The organism is Streptomyces sp. NBC_00775, assembly GCF_036347135.1.
Lineage (GTDB): Bacteria > Actinomycetota > Actinomycetes > Streptomycetales > Streptomycetaceae > Streptomyces > Streptomyces lutosisoli.
In genome coordinates, this window is sequence record NZ_CP108938.1 from 1235677 (window position 1) to 1257266 (window position 21590).

Consider the following 21590-nt stretch of genomic DNA (forward strand, 5'->3'; position numbering starts at 1 on the left):
CTGTGCGCTGAAGTGGTCCCGGCCGGATTCGAACCGGCGTATCCGCCTGAGCAAGGCGGCGAGTCTGCCTCTGCTCTACAGGACCGACGCGCGCGGGTCCGGGCGGCCGGATTCGAACCGGCGTAATCCTGCATGCCATGCAGGTGCGCCTGCCTCTGCGCTACGCCCGGATGCGCTCCCGGATCTTAACCGCACGCACACTGACCCGCCGTACCGATTTACGGCCCGCCTCCGCGGTGCAACGGTGCCCCCAGGGGGTGAACACCATGGCCCAGACCCATGAGTGGATGTTCTACGAGGTCATGTGGCGCAGCTGGGCGGGGCGGGCGCAGGTCCCGTATCCCGTGCCCTGGTGGGCTCAGCAGGCCTTTCGGCGCTGGAGCGACGACTTCGACGCCGGTACGTACGACTCGAAGGAGGCGGCCTTCGCCTCCAATGCCCTGTACCGCTACTGGAACATGGTCGGCGTCAAGGACCATCGCCAGGAGTCCCTGATCGGGCAGGCGGGCGAGATCGAGCCGGTCTACGACAAGTACTGTCTCTCGTTCTTCCTGTACGACCCGGCGACCGGCGCACTGCGGCTGCCTCAACTGCCGGACACCGGAAGCGTCGAGCAGCGTATGGAGGCCCCGCATCTGCCGGTCGTGCTGACCACCTTCCGTACGCCGGAGGACGTGGAGTTCGTCCAGCGGACGTTCGCCACGACCGTGGGCCCGCGTCAGCGCGACCTCGTCGTCACGCGGGTTACCGTGGGCAGCCCGACGGGGCAGCCGCGCGAGGGGCTGCTCTGCGCGGCGCTGATGCCGGCCGGGCCGAGCGGCTTCCAGCGGCACGACCGCAACGGCCGGCAGATCACCGACCGCCGCCTCACGTATCTGCGCCATCTGCCGGACGAACAGCGCGTGGAGACCAACTCGGGCTGGGGACCGGTCTTCGACACCGCGCCCGACCAGTACGGGGTGTACGGCAATCCGGACTTCTCGTTCGACCCGGACGCGTATGTCTCGCACAGCCCGTTCCACGACCTTGTGACGGGCGGGAAGCTGAACGGCGCGGTGGAGGCGCAGGACCAGGTGGCCGGCTTGTGCAGCGCGGTGTTCGGCTGGCCGTTCCGGGTCGCGGAGGACGAGGTCTTCGAGATCGACGTACGGCTGCCTGTGGACCTGTTCAGCGGGCCGGCCGATCTGGCGGAGCTGCGGGCGACCCCGGCGGCCGAACTGGAGTCCGCCAACCGGGACTTCTGGACGGCCAAGCTTCTCGGCCAAGGCCTGCAACCCCAACTTCCGCGCCCGGTGGGTCATCTGACCGACCTCTTCCGGCAGGCGCGCTCGCAGCTGCTGATCCTCTCCGACGGGGGTGAGATCCATCCGGGCCCCACGGTGTACGACTCGTTCTGGATCCGCGACTCGTCGGTGGAGGCTACGGCGTGCTCTCTCGTCGGCGACTCCGCCCTGGCGGAAACCCAGTTGGGCACGCACTATCCGCTGAAGTTCAACCTGGGCGGCGGGCGCGTCGGGCCCTGCGCCGAGTACGGCTTCTACGGCGGCCCGCACGAGAAGGACGACCACGAGTGGGACAGCAACGGCCAGGCGCTGTGGGCGATCGGCCGCTTCGACCGTACGAGCGGGGCCGCCGCGGCTTTCGGGGCGAAGCTGTATGTGCCGTACGTGCGCGATGCCGCCCGCTGGATCCGTGACAACCGTGACGGATATGGGCTGTTGCACCAGGGCTGGAGCGCCGAACACCTCGGTGAACGCGACAAGCGGCACTTCTGGGACGACTTCTGGGCGCTGGCCGGGCTCTATGAGGCGGCCCGCCTCGCCGAGCGGATCGGCGCGCCCGAAGTACCCGAACTCTGGGGCACCTTCGACGACTTGAAGCGGGCCACCGGCGACGCGATCCGCTGGGTGCTGGGCGAGCAGCGCTCGCGCGGCGCGTGGGAGACGTACATTCCGACCGGCCCCGACGACGTCGGACGGCTCGACTCGACACTGATCGGCGCGGCGGCGTACTTCCATCCGCTGCGCCTGCACATGGGCAGCAAGCTGGGCGACGACGTGGACCGCGCGGCACGCTGCACGCTCGACACGATGTACGCCCACTTCGTGACCGGCGGCTACCGTCACGAGGCGGCCTGGAACGCGTACGGGCCGTATCTCACCCTCCAGTTGGCGCACGCCTGTCTCCTCGCCGGCGACCCATCCCGGATGGACGAGCTGCTCGGCTGGGTGGTCGGCGCGGGCTTCCCGCAGACGGCGGGGCGGCCCGCCGCGCTGGGCGCGTGGAACGAGCAGCACGCCTTCCCCATCGCCTCGGACTTCGCCGAAGTCCCGTACCGGCACTGGTACATGGGCGACATGCCGCACGGCTGGGCAGCCGCCGAGTATCTGCTGCTGATCCGCGACATCCTCTTCTTCGAGGCCGACGAGGACCGCGATCCGCATGTGTACATCGCGCCGGGCGTACGCCCGCACTGGGTGCCGGCGGGCGAAAGGGTCGCGGTGGACGCGGCGCCCACGCTCTTCGGGGAGCCGTTCGGATACCGGCTCACGCACGATCCGGTCGCGCGGACGGTGACGGTGGACATCACGCAGGCGCCGGAGCGGGTGCGGTTCGTCTATCCGTGCCGGTTCGGCGCGGTGCGGTCGGCGGCCGCGGACGGACGGCAGCTGACGGTGACGGGGAACGACGTACAGATACCGGCCGGGACGTGGCAGTTCACGGTGTCGTACGACTGAGGGGGTAGCTGGTGTCGTACGGCGACAAGGACCCGGTCAGTTGTGGTCGGTGCGCCGGAGGCCGAGGCGCTCCTTCTCGGAGAGGCCACCCCAGACACCGAAGCGTTCGTCGTTGCTCAGCGCGTATTCGAGGCACGCGGAGCGCATCTCGCACATCCCGCAGATGCGCTTCGCCTCGCGCACCGAGCTGCCCGGCTCGGGAAAGAAGAAGTCGGCCCCCGTCTGCGCGCACAGCGCCTGCTGCTGCCAGGCGATGTCGGACGGAGTGATCGTTTCCAGGTGCATGGCAAGATCGTGCCTCGGGGCGAAAAACGTTCGATCAACGCGCGATCAACGGCGCGTTCCGATGTGCCCGGCGGCCTCTGATGATGGCGCCGCCGAAGGGGACAGCGCACGGCGGCGCGCGGGGAGCGTGAAAACAAGGCGAACTCTCTCGGTCACCCAGGGTAATCGTGGTCGTCGCCCCATGCCGCCCGCGCGCTCCGGCAGCGATTGTCAGTGGGCGGTGCAAGACTCGGCAGTGCAGGCAACGGGACCCCTCAAAGGAGGGCAATGATGCTCACCACCCGTTTTGTCACGGGCGCGCCGAACTGGCTGGATGTCGGCACATCCGACATCGACGGCGCCATCTCCTTCTACGGAGGCCTCTTCGGCTGGCAGTTCCAGTCGGCGGGACCGGACGCCGGAGGCTACGGATTCTTCCAGCTCGACGGAAAGACCGTGGCCGGCGGCATGCAGACCACTCCTGAGCAGGGCCCGCCCTCCTGGACCGTGTACTTCCAGAGCCCTGACGCCGAGGCCACGGCCAAGGCGGCGGAGCAGGCCAAGGGCGCCGTGCTCATGCAGCCCATGGATGTGATGGGCGAGGGCCACATGGCGATCCTGGCCGACGAGGCGGGCGTGCCCTTCGGCATCTGGCAGCCGGCCCGCACCAAGGGCCTGGACGTGGCGGGGGATCCCGGCTCGCTGTGCTGGGTCGAGCTGTACACCCCGGACATCGCCGCGGCCGCCGCGTTCTACGACTCGGTCTTCGGCTGGAACACCTCGGCGATGCCGTTCCCGGGCGGGACCTACACCTGTATCAACCCCGCGGGGACGGAGGACGAGGCCATGTTCGGCGGCGTCGTCCCACTGGCCGACGACCCTGTAGAGGCCGAGTCGGGCGCGTACTGGCTGCCGTACTTCGAGGTCGGCGACACGGACGCCGTGGTCAGCAAGACCCAGGAGCTGGGCGGCACCGTCCGGATGCCGGCGACGGACATGGAGGGCGTGGGCCGCATCGCGAAGCTCGCCGACCCGTACGGGGCACGCTTCGCGGTGATCAAGAGCGCGCCGCAGCAGAGCTGAGGCCCGGATCGGTGGGGTCCTGGTACACCGGGGCCCCACCGATGCGTCGTCGACTCCCGCGCACGGCGACGGGTCGACGCGGACCGACTGGTACGAGGGCGAGAGCACCCGTCACCGGACGCGCCTGGTGCACGCCAACTCCCCGCCGGGCAGGCCCTTTCCCGGACAACGGCCTATGCGTCAGGGGCCTGTGAGGGCATCAGCCGTGCCACACCTCGGCCACGGACTCCGCGAGGGCGGTGGCCTGGGCGTGACCCGCGCGGGCGGCGGCCGGGCGGCGGGAGTTGTCCGTCATGTCGCGGCCCATCGCGCGGCGGGCGGTGTCATCCGGGGTCAGGAGGCTGATGCGGGCCCCGTCCGCGGCCAGTTCGGCGGCCTGCCGCTGGGCACTCGGGTGTGGGCCGACCGCCTTCGGAATGGGTGAGATCGCGACGATGCGACGGTAGCCGCGAGCGAGATGGATGTTGCTGGTCGAGCGGCTGCCGCCGTCCATCCAGCGGCGCCCCCCGGCGCTGACGGGCGGCCAGATCACGGGCACCGCGCAGCTCGCGGCGACCGCTTCGAGGAGGGTCAGGCCCGAGGACGAGTCGAACGCCTCAAGGTTGCCGGTCCGCGCGTCGACCGCCGTGATCCGCAACTCCCGCTCGGGCCACTGCCGTACGCCGCCGAGCAAGGTGCCGACGGCGCCGAAGACCTCCGACTCGGGGGCGGTTCGGGCGGCCAGCGCGGCGCGGCCGAGGCGCTGGACGGAACGCCTCGGGTCCCGCGAGCCGAGTGCCGCCCACAGGAAGCGAGCCGTCTGCCCCAGGGTGACGGTGAGACCGATGGGGTCCACACCGCCGAGCTGAACCTCGTACAGCTCGGCGGCGGTGACACCGGACGCGAGCCGGGCGCCGAAGATCGCGCCCGCGGAGGTGCCGATCACTACATCGGCCGCCGCCACCTCGACACCGGCCTCGGCGAGTCCGGCGAGCACTCCGGCCATCCACGCCCCGCCGACCCACGCGCCACCGCCGAGTACCAGCGCCGTGTCCCCCATCGATCCACCCCTCCCCCTCAAGTGGGGAGTACTCCCCACTTCCTGAGCCAACGATATCATCGATAACGGGGAATGGTCCCCGGTACTACCGGAGGGTGAGGTCATGACGCTCGGCGCGAACGGGCCGGATGCGGCACCACGGCGGCGCGACGCCCAGCGCAACCGCGAGCTGCTGGTCGAGGCGGCCCGCGAGGTGTTCGCGGAACAAGGGCTTGACGCGCCGCTGGACGTGATCGCCCGCCGGGCCGGCGTGGGAAACGCCACGCTGTACCGGCACTTCCCGAGCCGCGCCGCGCTCGTCGACGAGGTCTTCCAGGACACCCTGACGGGGACCATGGCGGTCGGTGAGCGGGCCCGGACGGCAGAGGACGCCTGGACGGCGCTACTGGACTACACGGAGACGGTCTTCACCGGACTGGCCGCCGACCGCGGCGCGATCGACCTGATGACCACGCGACTGGAGGGCGTCGCCACGCTGGAGGCCGTGCACGCCCACAACCGGGAGACGGTGGACGCACTCCTGCGCCGAGGCCGCGAACAGGGCACGGTGCGCGGCGATCTCAGCACCGAGGACCTCCTCTTCGCGCTGGCCGCGCTCTCCCGCGCCGTCCCGGCGCTCACCGCCACGGCACCGGACGCCTGGCGCCGCCCGCTCGCCCTCCTCCTCGACGGCCTGCGCGCCTCCCCGACCGCCGCCCCGCTGCCCGAGCCCTCGCTCACAGCGGCCCAACTCGGCGACGTCCTGGGGAACTTGGGGCCACACCGGAACTGACTGAACGAGAAGGAGCCCCCAGGCTCAGGCGGAGACCCTTCGTACGAGCGTCGTCGGCAACACCACACTGGACGGATCGCCTCCCAGGCTCTCGTCCCCGGTCCCGCGGTCGAGGCGGCGCAGCAGGAGTCGAGCCATCAACCGGCCCATTTCCTCTATGTCCTGACGGACCGATGTCAGGGGCGGGTCCGTCTGCTCGGCGATCGGCAGCATGTCGTCGAACCCGATCACGGCGACGTCGTCGGGCACGCGCCGTCCCCGCTCGCGCAGTACGCGCAGGGCTCCCGAGGCCGACAGATCGTTCGCGGCGAACACCGCGTCCACGTCGGGGCGGCGCTCCAGCAGCTCCCGCATCGCGCGCTCGCCGCCCGCGGGCGTGAAGTCACCCTCGGCGACGAGCGCTGGATCGCCGTCGACCATGACGTCCCCGAACCCGTCCAGCCGGTCGACCGCGGACGTCTGGTCGAGGGCGCCGGTGATGTGCGCGATCCGCGTACGCCCGAGCCCGACGAGGTGACGTACGGCCTCGCGGGCTCCGCCCCGGTTGTCGCAGTCGACATACACCGTGGGTACGGAGTTGCGGGCGCCGTCGCCCCAGCCGGGCCGGCCGCCGAACACGGTCGGCACGCCCGCTCCGTGGATCAGTCCGGGCAACGGATCATCGAGGTGCAGCGAGAAGACGAGGGCGCCGTCGACATGGCCGCCGGCGAGATAGCGGCCCACGCGTACGTGGTCGTCGCGGCCCTCCGTGAGCAGCAGCACGAGTTGCGAGTCGTGTGCCGTCAACTCCTTGCTGATACCCCTGAGTTGGAGGGCGAAGAAGGGGTCGGTGAAGACCCTGGTCTCCGGTTCGGCGATCACGACGGCGACGGCGTCGTGCCGCCGCGTCACGAGGCTGCGCGCAGCCTGGTTGGGAACATAACCGAGCTCTTCGACGGCCCGCCTGACCCGTTCGACGAGGGGTTCGCGCACGCCGTCACCGCCGTTGACGACGCGCGACGCGGTGGCCCGGGAGACTCCGGCCCGGGCGGCCACGGCCTCCAGTGTGGGGCGCGACGCAGTATCGGTCACCTCGGGGCTCCTCATCGGCGGTTGCGGGTCAGGATAGCCGCGCCACCAGTCACTTCGTGAGAGCGCTCCCGGATCATCGAAATCGGCTTGCGCCAGGGAGCCGGGTACGCCGAAGATCGCCGTATGACCACGAGAAAGGCCCATGAGGCCTGACCGCCCCGCGACCCGGCTGGCCGGGTACGCCCATCTCCCGCGCGCCTATCGGGACCTGCACATCCTGCACAGCACGGTGGACGCCTTCGGGCGCGCCCACTGGCTGCTGACCGAGCGTCCGCCCGAGCCTCGCGCCCAGGAGCCCTACGACGCCGTGGTCGTGACGGTCGAGGACGGCCGCACGTACGAGACGCATCTCAGCGCGGTGCGAGCGCGGTTCACCAAGCTCGACGCGCTGCCCGACGGGGGTTTCGTCCTCGCGAGCGCCCGCAGCCGGCGCGATGAAGAGCACGTCCAGGTCTTCGACGCCCTGGGGCGGTCCTCATCGACCTTCCGCGTGGGCGACGGCATCGAAGATCTCCTGGCCGACGCGGCCGGAGACCTCTGGGTCGGCTACTTCGACGAAGGCGTATACGGAAGCGACGAGTTGAGCTGGCCAGGCCTGCGCCGCTGGAGCAGCACCGGCGTCCCGCTGTGGGAGTACAAGCCCGGGCCCGAGCACGGCACGATCTCCGACTGCTACGCCCTGAACGTCGACACCCGGGCCGTCTGGGCCTGCCCCTACCAGAACTTCCCGCTGCTGGAGATCCGCGGCGACCGTGTCGTGCGCGCACGCAAGAATCCGGTCAAGGGAGCGAGCGGGTTCGCCGTCCACGCCGATCGCGTCCTGTTCTTCAGCCCCTACGGGGACGACCACAGCGCGATCGTCGACTGCCGGATCACCTTGAACGCGGTGGAGCCAGTCGCGTACGGGCGCCTGGTCCGCCCCGACGGCGCCGATCTCGGCCTGCGCAGCGTCGTCTGCCGCGGCCCCCGTATCTACGTGCAGGAAGAACCGTGCACGGACTGGGCCGTACTGGACATCAGGTAAGCGCTCGGGGGCGTCCGTCCTGTCCGAGCCGTTGTCAGTGGCGTGCGGCATGCTGTGATCGGTGGCTGCCGTACGCCGCTGGGGACGGGGAGGTCTGTGTGTTCACGGGGATCGAAGAGGTCGACTGGGCGTCGATGGGGCACGCCTACACCGAGTCGGCGACGGACGTGCCCGACCTGCTGTGGGGCCTCGCCTCGGACGACCCGGCCAGGCGCGACATCGCGCTGGACGGGATGTACGGGGCGGTGCACCACCAGGGAGATGTGTACGACAGCACGGTCGCGTGCATACCGTTCCTCTTCGAACTGATCGCGACGCCCACCGTGGCCGACCGGGACGCGATCGTCGGTCTGCTGCGCAGCATCGCGGGCGAGACGGAGCCCGATCCCGGGCAACTGGGCGGCATCTTCGAGGACGAGGAGGAGGACGCCGAGTGGATCCGGCCCTTCCTCGACGCCTCCGCGCTGATCCGCGGGCGCGCGGACTTCTTCCTCGACCTGCTCGACGATCCGGACGCGGAGCTGCGCGCCGCGCTTCCGGGTGCGCTGGCCCATCTGCACTCCGACCCCGCGCGGGTGTTCGCCACGCTGCGCGACCGGCTGTCCGTCGAGGCCGACTCCGAGGCGGTACGGGCCCTCGCGCGCGCCATCGGCAGACTCGCCGTCGATCACGCGGAGACGCTCGGCACCGAGGCGGGGCCGGTCCTGCGGGACGTCGTGGACCACACGACCGACCCCGAGCTGCGCATGACCGGGCTCGCCCAACTGGCCCGCTGCGCGCCGAGTCTGCTGCCGGCGAACACCGCGGAGCTGGCGGTCGACGTCATGCGGCTCGCGTACGAGACGAAGCACGGAGCCGAGGAGGAGAAGGCACCGGAGCCGGAGCGGCCGCGCACGGACACGATGGTGTCCTATCTCCGGGAGCTCGAAGCCGGGCACCGCAAGAGCGTCGACGCCGATCTGGCCGACGATCTGCTGGAAGAGCTGCACAGAGCCCTCGGGGACCGCACCGGGGAGCGCTTCGACCTGCTCAACGAACAGTTGCGCAGCCCGGACTGGGGCCAGCGCGTCGCAGCCGTCCGCATGAGCGGCCTGCTGCTGACGGGCTGGCGCGCGCCGAACGACCTGTCCGTGTTCCTGGTCGCACGGCAACTCGCGGAAGAGGAACCCGACCTTTCCGAACGGGCCTTGGGCGAGTTGTCCTACGTGGCCCCGATCGCCGGCATCGTCGCGGACGTCCTCGTGGCATGCGTCGAGGAATGGGACGAGGAGTGGGAGCCCGGCGGCTGGCAGCGGACGCTCTACGGCAGGGCGCTGGAGGCGCTTGCCCTCCAGGGAGACGAGCGGGCCGTGCCGGCACTGGTCGACGTCATGGCGGAGGGCGGCGACATACCGGAGTACCTGGCCAGGTGGGTGGAGGAGATCGGCCCCGAGGCGGCGGCGCCGCTGGGCCCGGTGCTGCTCCGCCGGCTGGCCGCGCTCCCGTCCGATGACCGGAGCCAGGACAAGGGGCGCCTGATCGACACGCTGGGCGTGCTCGCGCCGGCCGAGGCGCTGCCGCTGCTCATCGGGTTGCTCCAGGACGAGCAGGGCAGGATGACCGTCTGGTCGGCCCTTCGGGCCCTCACCCAGTACGGCCGCGCGGCGGCCGAAGCAGCTCCGCGGCTAAGGGAGTTGGTGACCGACGAGACCGCCTCGACCGAGGTCGGGCTGGACGCGGCGGAGGCGCTCTGGGCGGTGACGGGGGAGGTCGAGCCGGTGCTGCCCGTCGTACGCGAGGGCCTGGACTCGGACCACTGGTACGGGCGGTCGGCCGCCCTGCGGATCCTGCGCTCGCTCGGCCCTGCCGGCGCCCCGCTGGCCCCGCGGCTTCGGGAGCTGATCGCGGCCCACGGCACGAACGCCCCCGAGGCCGTCGCCCTGTGGAAGGTGACCGGCGACGCCGAGGAGGTGCTCCCGGTGCTGCTGAGCGAGTGGACGGCCACGCCCAGGAGCCGCCCGGCCACGGCGGCCTGTCTGGTCGAGATGGGCCCGGCGGCCACCCCCGCCCTCCCCCTCATACGTGAGGAGTTGGCGTCCGTCCGCCGCCACAACAACGACAACTCAACAGGGAACATGCGCTACGACGTGGCCTCGGACGAGGCACTGCTGAGGGACTGCCGGACCATCGTGGCCGCGCTCGGCGACTAGCGGGCCTCTTCCGGTCCTGACCCCGCTCAGCGGCTAGCCGTCCTCGTGTTTGGCGCGGCTCGGCTGTACGCGCTTCGGCTCGCCCGGCATCTTCGGGTACTCGGGTGGGTATGGCAGGTCGCCCAGGCCGTGGTCGTGCTCGTCGCGGCTGGCGAGTTCCAGCAGGGCCTCCAGGGAGAAGGCGTGGTCGTCCATGTCGGCGTGCACGTCACCCAGTTCGGCGAAGCGGCCCGGCATGGTCGCCAGGTCGAAGTCGCGGGGCTGGGCGTCGTCCACCTCGTCCCAGCGCAGGGGCGCGGAGACGGGGGCGTGCGGGCGGGGGCGTACCGAGTAGGCGGAGGCGATGGTGCGGTCTCTCGCGGTCTGATTGTAGTCCACGAAGATCTTTTCGCCCCTTTCCTCCTTCCACCAGGCGGTGGTCACCTGGTCGGGCATACGGCGCTCCAGTTCGCGCCCGACGGCAATGGCGGCCCGGCGCACCTGGGTGAAGGTCCAGCGCGGCTGGATCGGTACGAAGACGTGCAGGCCTCGCCCGCCGGAGGTCTTGGGCCAGCCGCGCAGATCGCCGTACTCGTGCAGGACCTCGCGCAGTTCGTGGGCGGCGCGCACCGCGTCGGCGTAGTCGGTGCCGGGCTGCGGGTCGAGGTCGATCCGGAGTTCGTCGGGGCGGTCGACGTCGTCGCGGCGGACCGGCCAGGGGTGGAAGGTGAGCGTGCCGAACTGGGCGGCCCACAGGACGGCGGCGGGCTCGGTGGGGCACATCTCGTCGGCGCTGCGGCCGCTGGGGAAGGTGATGTGGGCGGTCGGGATCCAGTCGGGCATGTTCTTCGGCGCCCTCTTCTGGAAGAAGGACTCGCCGGCCACACCGTCCGGGTACCGCTCCAGGGTGGTGGGGCGGTTGCGGAGGGCGCGCAGGATGCCGTCGCCGACGGCGAGGTAGTACCGGGCGAGGTCCAGCTTCGTGAAACCGCGCTCCGGGAAGAAGATCTTGTCCGGGCTGGACAGACGTACGGTCCTTCCGGCTGCCTCGAGTTCCACCGCATCGCCCATGCGAGCCACGGTAGGCGCACCGCGCATGCCTCGCACACCGGGCGGGAGGCCGCGTCACCGCGCAGAATCGGAGCATGGATCTGCCGGTGATGCCGCCCGTGAAGCCGATGCTCGCCAAGTCCGTGGCGAAGATCCCGCCGGACATGCACTACGAGGCGAAGTGGGACGGTTTCCGCGCGATCGTGTTCCGCGACGGCTCCGAGGTCGAGATCGGCAGCCGCACCGGCAAGACGCTCACCAGGTACTTTCCCGAGCTGGTCGAGGCGCTGCGGGAGCGGCTGCCGGAGCGTTGCGTGATGGACGGCGAGATCGTGATCGCCCGGGAGGGACGGCTCGACTTCGACGCGCTCACGGAGCGGATCCATCCGGCGGACTCGCGGGTGCGGATGCTGGCCGAGAAGACCCCCGCCTCCTTCGTCGCCTTCGATCTGCTGGCGCTCGCCGACGAGTCACTGCTCGACGTCCCGCTGGGTGACCGGCGCGCGCTGCTGGTGACGGCGCTGTCCGGAGTGACGGCACCGGTCCATGTGGCGCCCGCGACCACGGACCGCGAGGTCGCCCAGCTGTGGTTCGAGCAGTACGAGGGCGCGGGCCTCGACGGGGTGATCGCCAAGCCGCTCGCGCTGCCCTATCTGCAGGACGAGCGCGCCATGTTCAAGATCAAGCACGAGCGGACGGCTGACGTCGTCGTCGCCGGTTACCGCTTCCACAAGAGCGGGCCGATCGTCGGTTCCCTGCTGCTCGGCCTGTACGACGACGGGGGCACCCTGCAACACGTGGGCGTGAGCGCCGCGTTCCCGATGAAGCGGCGTGCGGAGCTGGTGGAGGAGCTGGAGCCGCTGCGGTTGGAGGATCCCGGGCAGCACCCCTGGGCGGCCTGGGCGGACGAGGCGGCGCACGAGACGGCGCGGTTGCCGGGGGCGCCCAGCCGGTGGTCGGCGAAGAAGGATCTGTCCTGGGTGCCGGTGCGGCCCGAGCGGGTGGCCGAGGTGGCGTACGACCACATGGAGAACGGTGTGCGGTTCCGCCACACGGCCCGCTTCCGCCGCTGGCGCCCCGATCGCACCGCCGAGAGCTGCACGTACAGCCAGTTGGAGGAGCCGGTGGGGTACGACCTCGCGGAGATCTTCTCTGTCAAGTGAGTGTGTTCGGCTCCGCAGGCTGCTCCGGGGGCCAGAGTTATCTCGGGTTCTGCGGAAGCATCAGGCAAGTACGGCAAGTGCCCCTCGGACACACGTGCCTGACGGATACCTGCGGGTCGCGCGCCGGCCTCCCCGACTTTGTACGGAACGGAATGAAGTCTGGCGACCTCGTTTCGGCCGAAACGAGGTCGCAAATCGGGCGCAAGACAGACATGGCGAAACTCCGCCACGAATGTGTCAGCCGTGCGGCACGCCTACTATCGGTTTGCCACCGAGGAAGTCCTCCAGGATCTCGGTAAACCGCGCCGGCTGCTCCTCGGCCACGTAATGGCCGCAATCGTCGAGGACCACCCCGGTGACATCGTCGGCCGCCAGCCGCATCGTCTCGGCGGCCAACGGGCCGCTGTACCGCGCGCCGCCGATGGCAAGCACCGGCAGCGTCAGCCGGGTCTTCTTGCGCTGCTCGTTCTGCGCGATCGTCTCGTCCAGCGCCCGGTAGTACGCGAAGCTCGCCCGTAGCCCGCGAGGATCCGCGACGATCGCATCGACGTAGACGTCGACGGCGTACGCGGGGATCGCGTCCGGGGTGGCTGCTTTCTTGGCGAACTGGTAGCCGAAGAAGAGCCGCTCCCGCCCCCGCACCAGCTCCTCGTTGAGGTCGGTGAGCCGGTTGAAGCCGAAGTGCCAGAGCCGCTGGTTGACCGCGGCCGGGCTCAAGACCGACGGGGTCGGCGTGAGACCGGGGATGATGGCGTCGACGACGGCGAGCCGGCCCACCCGCTCGGGGTGATCGGCAGCGAGGGCATATCCGGTCCACATGCCGATGTCGTGGCCGACCACGTCGAACCGGTCGTGCCCGAGCGCGGCCATCAGAGCGACCAGATCGGCGGCCAGCGTGCCGGCGTCGTAACCGTCGTCGGGCTTGTCGGAGAGCCCGGCCCCGCGCGAGTCGACGGCGACGACGGTGTGCTCGCGGGCGAGCGCGGGCATCACTTCCCGCCAGGCGTACCAGGTCTGTGGCCACCCGCCGACCAGCAGCAGCGGTGGGCCGTCCCCGCCGGTGACCGCGTGCAGCCGCAGCCCGTTCAGCTCCACGAGCCGGCCAGTGAAGACGTCGGTGAACCCGTCGGGCAGCCGCAGCGAACTCAAGCTTGTCGTGCCGTCGGCCATACTCATCATGGAACGATCGGTGCAACTTGTCATGCTGGCGACCATACACATCTTGAAACGATCGGTGCAAGATGTGTAGGCTGACGAACCATGGCGGGCCGCAAGCAATTCGACGTAAACGAGGCGCTACGACGCGCGATGCACGTCTTCTGGCGCTGGGGCTATTCGGAGGCCTCGATCGACCGCCTGACCGAGGGCACAGGCCTGGGCCGCAGCTCGCTCTACGGCACCTTCGGCGACAAGAGCACCCTCTTCCGGAAAAGCCTCCAACGGTACGCGCAGACCTACCACCCGCTGTACGACCAGGCACTGTCCGGCCCCCACCCGAGCCCGAGCGCCGTTGTGGCCGCCTACCTGCAGGTCACCCTGAACCGCATCGCCGACCCGACGGTCCCGGATGGCTGCCTGCTCACGGTGTCGGCAACGCAGTTCCCGGCCCTCGACGCGGAGGGCCGGGCGATGGTCCGCGCCATGATCGACGGTTTGCGGGCGATGCTGGAGCAGGCGTTGCTGGCGGCGGGGGCCGGTGATCAGGAGGCGGCAGAGCTGGCGTTGTGCACGCTGGCAACGAACAAATCCCTTGCGGTGCTGAGCCGCGCCGGCTTCTCGAGCGAAGACCTGGCAACCGTCGCCGCAGCCGCCGCCCGTATCCCCGAGAGACCACATCCACTGCCTTGAGTAGTGCGATGGACACCCAGGGCCCCGGCAAAGTCGTTAGATGATGCCGAGTAGTGCCAGTGGTCGGGTGCTGTCGCGGGCGTGGTGGCGGTTGGCGGCGATGTCGGTGACGCGGGTGATGCAGAGTGCGCCGATGGCGGCATTGCGCAGGACGGCCATGACTTGTGGTCCGGTGCCGGTGCGGATTGGGGAGCGGTCTTCGTCGTAAGTGACATCGCGGACCCAGTGGATCTGGTTCTCGATGTGCCAGTGGCGGCGGATCCACGCGGCGAGCAGCGTCCCCCACCGCCCCGGATCAGGCACCCGCACCACACGGCACTCGCTCAACGAACACCTCTCCTGATGCTTGAACACGCTCAAGCATCAGGGAAGACGTTTCCGGACCACAGGGCTGACCGCCACCGACCCGCCCTCCCGCGATGCCGTCTCCCGCGGAGACCGCTCGCCCCCTCGACCCATCGGCTCGGCTTGCGCACGTAATCAGAATCGAACGGGTATGGCCATCGATAAGCCTATAAGCGCACAATCGATGGCACAGAACGGGGGCGCACGGTGGGCATGCGACAGTTGGCGCGAATGCGGCGCGGCGCGATGACGGCGGCGCTGCTGGCCGCCACTTTGACGGGCTCCTTGATGACGGGCTGCACATCCGGCGGCGGCGCGGGCGGCGGCGCGATCGATGACGGGCGCGGCCAGACCCAAGGGCCGACCGACGGCAACCACCCCACGGCGAGCGGCGGTTCGGTGCTCGCCGTGAAGATCGACAATGTGCGCGCGGCCCGGCCGCAGACGGGCCTGGACGCGGCCGACGTCGTGTACGCGGAGCAGGTCGAGGGCGGTCTGAGCCGGCTGATGGCGGTCTACGCGAGCAAGTTCCCGAAGGTCATCGGCCCGGTGCGCAGTGCCCGCGAGTCGGACCTGGAGCTGCTGCGCCAGTTCGACGAGCCGACGCTCGCCTTCTCGGGGGCGCAGCACAAGCTGCTGCCGCTGATCGACAAGGCCCCACTGCATGCGCGGCCGCCGGGAAAGGTGTCCGGCGCCTTCTACCGGGGCACGGACAAGCCCGCGCCACACAATCTGTATCTCCGCCCCCGGCAGCTGATGGGTTCCGCACCGGGCAGCGCCGCTCTCACCACCGGGTTCCACTTCGGCGCGGCACCCGCGGGCGGCAGCCCGGCGACCTCAAGCACCGTGCGCTTCCCGGCGGCCCGCTTCACCTTCACCTGGTCGGACAGCCGGCAGCGCTGGCTGGTGGACATGGACGGCACGCCGACCGTGACGACCGAGGGCACGAAGGTGGCTCCGGCGACGGTCGTCGTGCAGTACGTGAAGGTGCACGAGTCCCAGTTCCACGACTTCCTGGGCAACAACACGCCGTACACAGAGACGGTGGGCTCGGGGACGGCGAAGGTACTGCGCGACGGCCGTGTCTTCCATGCGAACTGGTCGCGTCCCGGGGCGACGGACGGCACGGAGTTCACGACGACGGACGGTGCGCCGATGAACTTCGCGCAGGGCCAGGTGTGGGTGGTGTTCGCGAAGGCCTGACCGGTCAGGCCCGCCGGGGGTGGCCTCAGGCGCGGTGCCCGATTCGGCGCTCGATCGCCGCTCCCGCCTCCTGGCGGGCGGCGGTGAGCGCGCGCCGGGCGTCGTCGGCCGAGTCGAGTCCGACCGCGGCCGCGATGTCCTCCCAGTGGGCGCCCGCGGTGAGCAGTGCCTCGACCGCGGCACCGACGGCGGCCGTCGACGCACGGCGCGCCCGGTCGAGTTCGGCGAGCGTGCCCAGCAGATCGGGGCCAAGGCGCCCCGCGAACGCTCACCCCTCGAACGGCAGCCCCGCCTTCGCCAACTCCCCCGCGGCCACCGTCAGTCCCTCCGCGAACCGCCCCACCCGCTCCGCCGTGAACCGGGTGCTCGGCCCGCCGAACGACAGCGCGGCCACCACGGCCCCGCCCCTCCCCCGGACCGGAACGGCCACGGCCGACAGCCCCTCCTCGCGCTCCCCGTGGCTCACGGCGTACCCGTGCTCGCGCGCCTCCGCGATCCAGGAGTGCAGGGTGTCCAGATGGGCGATCCCGTGCGGTGAGGCCTCCGCGACCTTCCGCAGCAGCGCGTCCGGCGCGTCCACCAGCAGGGCCTTGGCCACGCCGCCCGCCCACAGGGGGAGTTCGTCTCCGACGCGGACCACCTGACGGAGCGTCTGCGGCCCTTCCTCCTGGGCGATGCAGACACGGTGGATGTCACGGCGTACGTACAGGTGCACCGTCTCCTTGTGCTCGGCGGCGAGATCGCGCAGGATCACGCCGGCCGCGGGCGGCAGCCGCCAGGCCTGTTCGGCGAGGCGGGACCAGCGCAGCAGGGCGGGACCCGCGATGTAGCGGCCGTGTTCGTCGACCCACAGCAGGCCGTTCATCCGCAGGGTCCCCAGGAGCCGCAGGACCGTGGTCTTGGGCAGCCCGGAGGCGGTGACGATCTCGCGGATGGACATCGCGGGGCGGCTCTCGTCGAAGAGCCCGAGGATGTCGATCGCCCGCTGGACGGTCCGCATGCCCGCCTGTTCGGACTCGGCTGTCATCTGTTCCTCCTCGACGCCGGACCGCGGTGCGGTCTCCGTGACGGCTCTGCCCCCGCACCGTACTCCGCGTTGGTCCGCTGGGCGGACCTGAGTCATGTCCCATACTGGAACGGCCGCTAAGGAGCAGCCATGCGCACTGCCGTCCCACCCTCGTCCGCTCCGGCGGATCGGACGGCCCGCCCGGCGAGCAGCAGGGCCCGCTACGGTCTGCTGGTCGCCCTGTTCACGATCACCGCGATCAACTATCTCGACCGTACGAACATGGCGGTCGCCCTCCCCCGCATCACGGACGAGTTCCAGCTGTCCGCCACCGAGGCGGGCCTGATCCTGTCGGCCTTCTCGTGGGTGTACGCGGCGCTCCAGGTGCCCGGCGGCCGGCTGGTCGACAGGATCGGGCCGAAGCTGGCGTTCGGTTACGCGATGATCGGCTGGTCGCTGTGCACGGTCGCGTTCTTCTTCGCCCGCTCCTTCGGCGTGGTGATCGGGCTGCGGGTCGGCCTCGGCTTCTTCGAGACGCCGGCGTTCCCGGCCAACAACCGGCTGGTCAGCAACTGGTTCCCGAGCAGGGAGCGCGGCCGGGCCACCGCCTGGTACACGGCGGGCGAGTACGTCGGCCTCGCGGTCGCCGTGCCGCTGCTCTCCCTGCTGGCCGTGCGCTTCGGCTGGCCGTCGATCTTCCTGGCGACCGGCGTCGTCGGACTGCTCTTCTCGGCGGTCTGGTTCAAGCGGGTCCACGACGCCCCGGAGCAGAGCCCTCGGGTGAGCACCGGGGAACTCGCGTACATCCGCCAGGACGGCGAGAGCACCCCCGCCGAGCAGGCGGCCGGGCGCACCGAGTCCACCCGGCAGGGGCTGGCGATCCTGGTGCGCAGCCGCCGGATGTGGGGCCTGTACATCGCGCAGTTCGCCAACACGTCGGTGCTGTTCTTCTTCCTGACCTGGTTTCCCAGCTATCTCGTCGACGAGAAGCACATGGACACCATCAAGGCGGGCTTCTGGGGTTCGCTGCCCTACCTCTCCGCCATGGTGGGCGTCGTGGTCGCGGGCTGGGGTTCGGACCGGCTGCTGCGCGGCGGCATGTCGCGGACCTGGGCGCGCAAGCTGCCCGTGATGACGGGTCTGTGCCTGGCGCCGGTCATCGTGGCCGCCAACCTCACCGACTCCGTACCGCTGGTCATCTTCTTCATGTCGGCGGCGTTCTTCGCCCAGGGCTTCATGCAGCTGGGCTGGGCGGCGCTGTCCGACATCGCGCCGGTCCGCCTGATGGGCCTGGCGGGCGGCACGTTCAGCTTCGCGGCCAATCTGGGCGGCGCGCTCGCCCCGCTCGTCATCGGCGTGATCATCGATCGTACGGGCTCGATGGCGGGCGGCCTGGTCTACGTCGCCGCGCTCTCGGTGGCCGGATTCCTGGCCTACGCCCTGCTCATCGACAAGGTGGAGCGCCTCGACGCGTGAGACCGGCGCCCGGCCGTGCGCTCAGCGCTGGGCGGTCAGCGGTTCCGTCGGGTTGCGGAGCCCCTCGGCGGCGTCCGAGACACGCTGGATGAGGTCGAAGAACATGACCTGCTCCTCGGCGGAGAGCGGGGCCAGGAAGACCTGGTTCATCCGCGCGGTGCGCACCGTCAGCTTGCGGTGCGTACGCGTCCCCTCGTCCGTGAGGCGCAGCAGGAAGCGTCGGCCGTCCTGCGGGTCGCGCACCTTGTCGAGCAGACCGCGGCGGTCGAGCCGGCTGATGACCTCGGCGATGGTGGACCGGTCGAGTCCCACCCGCTCCCCCACCGTGCGCTGGTCCAGGCCCGGCTCCGCGACGAGCGCGTTCAGGACCGCGAACTGCGGCGAGGTGATCTCCTCGGAGACCATCGTGTTCCACAGCAGGTAGTGGGCCTGCTGCAGTCGCCGGGCCAGGTGCCCGGGGTGAGCGGAGAGGTCCACTGCGGCCATGTGCGCTCCTGTCGTCATATTCGTTGGTGCACTGAACGATACCCGCCCCCCAGCTGAGCTGTCTCCTCGTATGCCGAGACTTTCACCTGCGCATTCCCTCAAGGTCTTGACGGGCCAGGCGGCGGATGGCAGCGTGTTTGAAACCTCGAATTAATAATCAGTGCCCTGACTAATTGAGGCACTGGGCGCTCGGGAGAGATGGGGCTTCACGGATGGACAAGGTGGTCGCCACAGCCCTGGAGGCGGTGGCCGATGTGCCGGACGGCGCGACACTCGCGGTCGGCGGATTCGGCCTGAGCGGTGTGCCGAACGTGCTGATCGAGGCTCTGTACGAGCGCGGCGTCTCGGGGCTCGGCGTGGTCTCCAACAACTGCGGGGCCATGGAGTCCGGCCTCGCGATCCTGCTCGCGGCCGGGCGGATCGCCCGCGTCACCGGCTCGTACATCGGGGCGAACAAGGAGTTCGCGCGGCAGTACCTGGCCGGTGAGCTGGAGGTCGAGATGATCCCGCAGGGCACGCTCGCCGAGCGGCTGCGCGCGGGCGGCGCCGGGATCCCCGCGTTCTACACCCCGGCCGGGGTCGGCACCCAGGTCGCGGACGGCGGGCTGCCGTGGCGGTACGACGGCCAGGGCGGCGTCGCGCTCGCCTCCCCGCCGAAGGAGGTGCGCGAGTTCGACGGCACGGAGTACGTGCTGGAGCACGGCATCCGCACCGACTTCGCGCTCGTCCGGGCCGCCAAGGGCGACCGGCACGGCAACCTGGTCTTCAACAAGTCCACCCGGAACTTCAACCCGCTGGCAGCGATGGCCGGCCGGGTGACGATCGCCGAGGTGGAGGAGCTCGTGGAGCCGGGCGAGATCGACCCGGACGCGGTGCATCTGCCGGGCATCTTCGTGCAGCGCGTCGTGGCGCTCACCCCGGAGCAGGCGAACGCCAAGATGATCGAGCAGCGGACGGTTTCGGCGCCCGCGGCGGATGGAACGGTGAGCGAGTAATGGCCTGGAGCAGGGAAGAGATGGCCGCCCGCGCCGCGCGCGAGCTTCAGGACGGCCAGTACGTGAACCTCGGTATCGGTCTGCCGACGCTGATCCCCAACTACCTGCCCGCCGACGTCGAGGTGATCCTGGAGTCGGAGAACGGCATCCTCGGCACCGGCCCCTACCCGACCGAGGACCAGGTCGACCCGGACCTCATCAACGCCGGCAAGGAGACCGTCACCGTCCTGCCCGGCGCCTCCTACTTCGACTCGTCGCTGTCCTTCGGGATGATCCGCGGCGGGCACATCGATGTCGCGGTGCTCGGCGCGATGCAGGTGTCCGCGGGCGGTGACCTCGCCAACTGGGCGATCCCCGGCAAGATGATCACCGGCATCGGTGGCGCGATGGACCTCGTCCACGGCGCCCGCACCGTGATCGTCGTGATGACGCACACCGCCAAGGACGGCTCCCCGAAGATCCTTCAGGAGTGCGCGCTGCCGCTCACCGGCAAGGCGTGTGTGAACCGGGTCATCACCGATCTCGGTGTTCTCGACGTCACCGAGGAGGGCCTGGTGCTCGTCGAGACCGCTCCGGGCGTCACCGTCGAGGAGATCATCGCCAAGACCGCGGCCACGGTCCGCACCGCAGAGGAAACCGAGGAGATCCCGTCGTGAAGGACGTCTACATCGTCGATGCCGTACGGACGCCGATCGGCAAGTACAGCGGCTCGCTGGCCGCCGTCCGCCCGGACGACCTCGCCGCCCACGCCATCCGTGAGCTCCTCGCCCGTACGCCGGACCTGGACCCGTCCCAGATCGAGGACGTGTACTTCGGCAACGCCAACGGCGCCGGTGAGGAGAACCGCAACGTGGGCCGCATGGCCGCCCTCCTCGCCGGTCTGCCCACCTCGGTGCCCGGCGTGACCGTCAACCGGCTGTGCGCCTCCGGCCTCGAAGCCGTCATCCAGGCCGCGCGGGCCATCGCGCTCGGCGACGCCTCCATCGCGCTGGCCGGCGGCGTCGAGTCGATGACCCGCGCCCCCTATGTCCTGCCGAAGAGCGACAGGCCCTTCCCGGCCGGACACGCCGAGCTGTACTCCACCACGCTCGGCTGGCGCATGGTCAACCCCAAGATGGACCCGCAGTGGACCGTCCCGCTGGGCGAGTCGGCCGAACTCATCGCCGAGAAGCACAAGATCACCCGTGAGCAGCAGGACGAGTTCGCCCTCGCCAGCCACCGCAAGGCGGCCCGGGCACAGGCGGACGGTCTGTTCGACGGCGAGATCGCGCCCGTCTCCCTTCCGCAGCGCAAGGGCGACCCGGTCGTCTTCGGCGCCGACGAGTGCGTACGAGCCGACGCGTCCCTGGCGGCCATGGCCAGGCTCAAGCCGTCCTTCCGCGAGCAGAACGGCACGGTGACGGCGGGCAACGCCTCCCCGCTCAACGACGGCGCCGCCGCCCTGCTCCTGGTCGACGAGGAGGGCCTGAAGGCCACCGGCCGCGAGCCCCTCGCCCGCGTCAGCGCCTCCGGCGTGTCCGCGATCGACCCGCACTACTTCGGACTCGCCCCCGTCGAGGCCGTCCATCGCGCACTCGCCAAGGCAGGCAAGGGATTTGACGACCTGTCAACGCTGGAGCTGAACGAGGCCTTCGCCGCACAGGTCCTCGGCTGCGTCGCCGAATGGCCCGAGTTCGACCCCGCGATCCTCAACCCGCAGGGCGGCGCCATCGCCCTCGGCCACCCCCTCGGCGCGTCCGGCGCCCGGCTCGCCGGAACCGTCGCCCACCAACTCGCCCGCAAGGGTTCCGGAGTTGGTGTCGCCACCCTCTGCATCGGTGTGGGCCAGGGCCTCGCCCTCGTCCTCGAACGATAGGAAG

The 21590-nt window shown here is 70.5% G+C and carries 20 protein-coding genes and 2 tRNA genes; 12 read left to right on the top strand and 10 right to left on the bottom strand.

Annotation, left to right across the window (positions count from 1 at the left end; all coding sequences use genetic code 11):
- Nucleotides 1–13: 13 nt before the first annotated feature.
- Both OIC96_RS05750 and OIC96_RS05755 read right to left on the bottom strand, forming a co-directional pair.
- Nucleotides 14–85 (bottom strand) — tRNA-Ser (locus tag OIC96_RS05750).
- A gap of 12 nt (nt 86–97) precedes the next feature.
- A tRNA-Ala gene (locus OIC96_RS05755) sits at nt 98–170 on the bottom strand.
- A 96-nt stretch (nt 171–266) separates the two neighbouring features.
- On the opposite strand from OIC96_RS05755, the gene OIC96_RS05760 reads away from it, so the two are divergent.
- Nucleotides 267–2738, top strand: a complete 2472-nt coding sequence (locus OIC96_RS05760) for a hypothetical protein (RefSeq protein WP_330308958.1) — start codon at nt 267–269, stop codon at nt 2736–2738.
- Nucleotides 2739–2774: 36 nt separating this feature from the next.
- Here OIC96_RS05760 and OIC96_RS05765 read toward each other — a convergent pair whose 3' ends face one another.
- Complete coding sequence (locus OIC96_RS05765) at nt 2775–3023, bottom strand: WhiB family transcriptional regulator (RefSeq protein ID WP_327433618.1); 249 nt, start codon at nt 3021–3023, stop codon at nt 2775–2777.
- A gap of 270 nt (nt 3024–3293) precedes the next feature.
- On the opposite strand from OIC96_RS05765, the gene OIC96_RS05770 reads away from it, so the two are divergent.
- Nucleotides 3294–4085, top strand: coding sequence for a VOC family protein (locus OIC96_RS05770; protein ID WP_327435308.1), 792 nt, complete (start codon nt 3294–3296; stop codon nt 4083–4085).
- A 199-nt stretch (nt 4086–4284) separates the two neighbouring features.
- Here the strand turns inward: OIC96_RS05770 and OIC96_RS05775 are convergent, their stop codons facing one another.
- A complete protein-coding gene (locus OIC96_RS05775; protein WP_330308957.1) occupies nt 4285–5124 on the bottom strand; it encodes a patatin-like phospholipase family protein in 840 nt (279 codons plus the stop codon).
- Between the two features lie 103 nt (nt 5125–5227).
- On the opposite strand from OIC96_RS05775, the gene OIC96_RS05780 reads away from it, so the two are divergent.
- Entirely contained in the window at nt 5228–5896 is a 669-nt protein-coding gene (locus OIC96_RS05780) for a TetR/AcrR family transcriptional regulator (protein WP_330308956.1), read from the top strand.
- Nucleotides 5897–5920: 24 nt separating this feature from the next.
- Here the strand turns inward: OIC96_RS05780 and OIC96_RS05785 are convergent, their stop codons facing one another.
- On the bottom strand, nt 5921–6967 hold the full coding sequence (locus tag OIC96_RS05785) for a LacI family DNA-binding transcriptional regulator (protein WP_330308955.1): 1047 nt from the start codon (nt 6965–6967) through the stop codon (nt 5921–5923).
- A gap of 142 nt (nt 6968–7109) precedes the next feature.
- On the opposite strand from OIC96_RS05785, the gene OIC96_RS05790 reads away from it, so the two are divergent.
- Both OIC96_RS05790 and OIC96_RS05795 read left to right on the top strand, forming a co-directional pair.
- Complete coding sequence (locus OIC96_RS05790) at nt 7110–7991, top strand: hypothetical protein (protein ID WP_330308954.1); 882 nt, start codon at nt 7110–7112, stop codon at nt 7989–7991.
- A 98-nt stretch (nt 7992–8089) separates the two neighbouring features.
- On the top strand, nt 8090–10180 hold the full coding sequence (locus OIC96_RS05795) for a HEAT repeat domain-containing protein (protein WP_330308953.1): 2091 nt from the start codon (nt 8090–8092) through the stop codon (nt 10178–10180).
- Between the two features lie 33 nt (nt 10181–10213).
- Here OIC96_RS05795 and ligD read toward each other — a convergent pair whose 3' ends face one another.
- Nucleotides 10214–11230, bottom strand: a complete 1017-nt coding sequence (gene ligD / locus OIC96_RS05800) for a non-homologous end-joining DNA ligase (protein WP_330308952.1) — start codon at nt 11228–11230, stop codon at nt 10214–10216.
- Between the two features lie 74 nt (nt 11231–11304).
- On the opposite strand from ligD, the gene OIC96_RS05805 reads away from it, so the two are divergent.
- Nucleotides 11305–12372, top strand: coding sequence for an ATP-dependent DNA ligase (locus OIC96_RS05805; RefSeq protein ID WP_330308951.1), 1068 nt, complete (start codon nt 11305–11307; stop codon nt 12370–12372).
- A gap of 237 nt (nt 12373–12609) precedes the next feature.
- Here OIC96_RS05805 and OIC96_RS05810 read toward each other — a convergent pair whose 3' ends face one another.
- Nucleotides 12610–13575: an alpha/beta fold hydrolase gene (locus OIC96_RS05810; protein WP_330308950.1), complete on the bottom strand. Its 966-nt coding sequence runs from the start codon at nt 13573–13575 to the stop codon at nt 12610–12612.
- Between the two features lie 57 nt (nt 13576–13632).
- On the opposite strand from OIC96_RS05810, the gene OIC96_RS05815 reads away from it, so the two are divergent.
- A complete protein-coding gene (locus OIC96_RS05815; protein ID WP_330308949.1) occupies nt 13633–14220 on the top strand; it encodes a TetR/AcrR family transcriptional regulator in 588 nt (195 codons plus the stop codon).
- 36 nt (nt 14221–14256) lie between these two features.
- Here the strand turns inward: OIC96_RS05815 and OIC96_RS05820 are convergent, their stop codons facing one another.
- Nucleotides 14257–14547, bottom strand: coding sequence for a hypothetical protein (locus tag OIC96_RS05820; RefSeq protein WP_330308948.1), 291 nt, complete (start codon nt 14545–14547; stop codon nt 14257–14259).
- A gap of 231 nt (nt 14548–14778) precedes the next feature.
- On the opposite strand from OIC96_RS05820, the gene OIC96_RS05825 reads away from it, so the two are divergent.
- A complete protein-coding gene (locus OIC96_RS05825; protein ID WP_330308947.1) occupies nt 14779–15768 on the top strand; it encodes a DUF3048 domain-containing protein in 990 nt (329 codons plus the stop codon).
- Between the two features lie 268 nt (nt 15769–16036).
- On the opposite strand, the gene OIC96_RS05830 is transcribed toward OIC96_RS05825, so the two are convergent.
- Nucleotides 16037–16795: an IclR family transcriptional regulator gene (locus OIC96_RS05830; RefSeq protein ID WP_330308946.1), complete on the bottom strand. Its 759-nt coding sequence runs from the start codon at nt 16793–16795 to the stop codon at nt 16037–16039.
- A gap of 129 nt (nt 16796–16924) precedes the next feature.
- Here OIC96_RS05830 and OIC96_RS05835 point away from each other — a divergent pair, with 129 nt between their 5' ends.
- The gene (locus tag OIC96_RS05835; protein WP_330308945.1) at nt 16925–18250 is read left to right on the top strand and encodes an MFS transporter; all 1326 of its coding nucleotides are present in this window, start codon (nt 16925–16927) and stop codon (nt 18248–18250) included.
- 21 nt (nt 18251–18271) lie between these two features.
- On the opposite strand, the gene OIC96_RS05840 is transcribed toward OIC96_RS05835, so the two are convergent.
- Nucleotides 18272–18736 carry a MarR family winged helix-turn-helix transcriptional regulator gene (locus OIC96_RS05840; RefSeq protein ID WP_330308944.1) on the bottom strand — a complete coding sequence of 155 codons (465 nt, stop codon included), beginning with the start codon at nt 18734–18736 and terminating at the stop codon, nt 18272–18274.
- A gap of 212 nt (nt 18737–18948) precedes the next feature.
- On the opposite strand from OIC96_RS05840, the gene OIC96_RS05845 reads away from it, so the two are divergent.
- From OIC96_RS05845 to OIC96_RS05855, 3 genes are read left to right on the top strand one after another with little or no spacing between them, the layout of a single operon-like run.
- Complete coding sequence (locus OIC96_RS05845) at nt 18949–19731, top strand: CoA transferase subunit A (RefSeq protein WP_330308943.1); 783 nt, start codon at nt 18949–18951, stop codon at nt 19729–19731.
- Nucleotides 19731–20387, top strand: coding sequence for a CoA transferase subunit B (locus OIC96_RS05850; RefSeq protein WP_330308942.1), 657 nt, complete (start codon nt 19731–19733; stop codon nt 20385–20387). Before OIC96_RS05845 ends, OIC96_RS05850 begins: the two co-directional genes overlap by 1 nt.
- Nucleotides 20384–21586, top strand: a complete 1203-nt coding sequence (locus tag OIC96_RS05855) for a thiolase family protein (RefSeq protein WP_330308941.1) — start codon at nt 20384–20386, stop codon at nt 21584–21586. The genes OIC96_RS05850 and OIC96_RS05855 overlap by 4 nt, the downstream gene beginning before the upstream one ends.
- Nucleotides 21587–21590: the final 4 nt, after the last annotated feature.

Coding starts and splice junctions, on each gene's coding strand:
- OIC96_RS05760 (WP_330308958.1), top strand. CDS start 267: ATGGCCCAGACCCATGAGTGGATGTTCTACGAGGTCATGTGGCGCAGC.
- OIC96_RS05765 (WP_327433618.1), bottom strand. CDS start 3,023: ATGCACCTGGAAACGATCACTCCGTCCGACATCGCCTGGCAGCAGCAG.
- OIC96_RS05770 (WP_327435308.1), top strand. CDS start 3,294: ATGCTCACCACCCGTTTTGTCACGGGCGCGCCGAACTGGCTGGATGTC.
- OIC96_RS05775 (WP_330308957.1), bottom strand. CDS start 5,124: ATGGGGGACACGGCGCTGGTACTCGGCGGTGGCGCGTGGGTCGGCGGG.
- OIC96_RS05780 (WP_330308956.1), top strand. CDS start 5,228: ATGACGCTCGGCGCGAACGGGCCGGATGCGGCACCACGGCGGCGCGAC.
- OIC96_RS05790 (WP_330308954.1), top strand. CDS start 7,110: ATGAGGCCTGACCGCCCCGCGACCCGGCTGGCCGGGTACGCCCATCTC.
- ligD (WP_330308952.1), bottom strand. CDS start 11,230: ATGGGCGATGCGGTGGAACTCGAGGCAGCCGGAAGGACCGTACGTCTG.
- OIC96_RS05805 (WP_330308951.1), top strand. CDS start 11,305: ATGGATCTGCCGGTGATGCCGCCCGTGAAGCCGATGCTCGCCAAGTCC.
- OIC96_RS05810 (WP_330308950.1), bottom strand. CDS start 13,575: ATGACAAGTTGCACCGATCGTTCCATGATGAGTATGGCCGACGGCACG.
- OIC96_RS05815 (WP_330308949.1), top strand. CDS start 13,633: ATGGCGGGCCGCAAGCAATTCGACGTAAACGAGGCGCTACGACGCGCG.
- OIC96_RS05825 (WP_330308947.1), top strand. CDS start 14,779: ATGCGACAGTTGGCGCGAATGCGGCGCGGCGCGATGACGGCGGCGCTG.
- OIC96_RS05830 (WP_330308946.1), bottom strand. CDS start 16,795: ATGACAGCCGAGTCCGAACAGGCGGGCATGCGGACCGTCCAGCGGGCG.
- OIC96_RS05835 (WP_330308945.1), top strand. CDS start 16,925: ATGCGCACTGCCGTCCCACCCTCGTCCGCTCCGGCGGATCGGACGGCC.
- OIC96_RS05840 (WP_330308944.1), bottom strand. CDS start 18,736: ATGGCCGCAGTGGACCTCTCCGCTCACCCCGGGCACCTGGCCCGGCGA.
- OIC96_RS05845 (WP_330308943.1), top strand. CDS start 18,949: ATGGACAAGGTGGTCGCCACAGCCCTGGAGGCGGTGGCCGATGTGCCG.
- OIC96_RS05850 (WP_330308942.1), top strand. CDS start 19,731: ATGGCCTGGAGCAGGGAAGAGATGGCCGCCCGCGCCGCGCGCGAGCTT.